This window comes from Mesorhizobium sp. M5C.F.Cr.IN.023.01.1.1 (assembly GCF_003997585.1).
Taxonomy (GTDB): Bacteria; Pseudomonadota; Alphaproteobacteria; order Rhizobiales; family Rhizobiaceae; genus Mesorhizobium; species Mesorhizobium wenxiniae.
The window spans coordinates 1-1,341 of sequence record NZ_RZSU01000232.1 but is presented as its reverse complement, the minus strand read 5'-3'; the positions used below and the strand labels follow the sequence as shown (position 1 = coordinate 1,341).

At 64.1% G+C, this 1,341-nt stretch carries 1 protein-coding gene; it reads right to left on the bottom strand.

Annotation, left to right across the window (positions count from 1 at the left end; all coding sequences use genetic code 11):
- On the bottom strand, positions 1 to 1,341 hold a 1,341-nt coding region (locus tag EOA78_RS35490), incomplete at both ends, for a sodium/proton-translocating pyrophosphatase (RefSeq protein WP_206533571.1).

Genomic DNA, 1,341 nt, shown 5'->3' with positions numbered 1-1,341 from the left:
CACCGAGGCTTTGTGCGCCTCGGAACCCTTGAGGTGCTTGACGCCGTCCTTGCCGGTGAAGCCGTCCTCGAACGATTTTTTCGCGTTGTCCCAAGCGCCGCCGCCGGAGGTCATCGAGATGGCGACGAACAGGCCGTTTACGATGACGCCGAGCAGCGAAGCGCCGAGCGCTGCAAAAGCGGATGCTTTCGAGCCCGAGATCAGCAGCACGCCGAAATAGACGACCAGCGGCGCCAGCACCGGCAGCAGCGACGGAATGATCATTTCTCGGATCGCCGCCTTGGTCAGAAGGTCGACCGCACGCGCATAGTTCGGCTTCGACGTGCCGGCCATGATGCCCGGATCCTCGCGGAACTGCTTGCGCACCTCCTCGACGATGGCGCCCGCCGCACGGCCGACAGCCGTCATGGCGATGCCGCCGAACAGATACGGAATCAGGCCGCCGAAGATCAGACCAGCGACGACGTAAGGGTTGGAGAGGTCGAAAGAGACTTCGCCCATGCCCTGGAAGTAAGGATATTTGTCGCCACTGGCGGCAAAGAACTTCAGGTCATTGGAGTAGGCCGCAAACAGCACCAGCGCGCCGAGGCCGGCTGAACCGATGGCGTAACCCTTGGTCACCGCCTTGGTGGTGTTGCCGACCGCGTCGAGCGCATCGGTGGATTGGCGCACTTCCTTGGGCAAGCCGGCCATTTCGGCGATGCCGCCGGCATTGTCGGTAACCGGGCCGAAGGCGTCGAGCGCAACGATCATACCGGCAAGCCCGAGCATCGTGGTGACGGCGAGCTGGTAGGTCGATATGATGCCGCCGACGATGACGATCGCCGGAAGTGCCGTCGATTCCAGCGAGACCGCAAGACCCTGGATGACGTTGGTGCCGTGACCGGTGACCGAAGCCTGGGCGATGGAGTTCACCGGGCGCTTGTCGGTGCCGGTGTAGTATTCGGTGATCACCACGATGAGACCGGTCACCAGAAGGCCGATCAGGCCGCAGATGAACAGGTTCGTGCCGGTGACGGCCATGCCGGCGACGGTTCCGATCTCGCCCCAGCCCAGCGTTGCCGAGGTGGCGATGCCGAGGCCGACGATCGACAGCAGGCCGGTGACGATCAGGCCCTTGTAGAGCGCGCCCATGATCGAGCCGTTGGAGCCGAGCTTGACAAAGAAAGTGCCGACGATGGACGTCAGGATGCAGGCGCCGCAGATGGCCAGCGGATAGAGCATTGTGGCGCTGAGAACGGCGGTGCCGCCGAAGAAGATGGCGGCGAGGACCATGGTGGCGACGACGGTCACCGCATAGGTCTCGAACAGGTCGGCGGCCATGCCGGCGCAGTCGCCGAC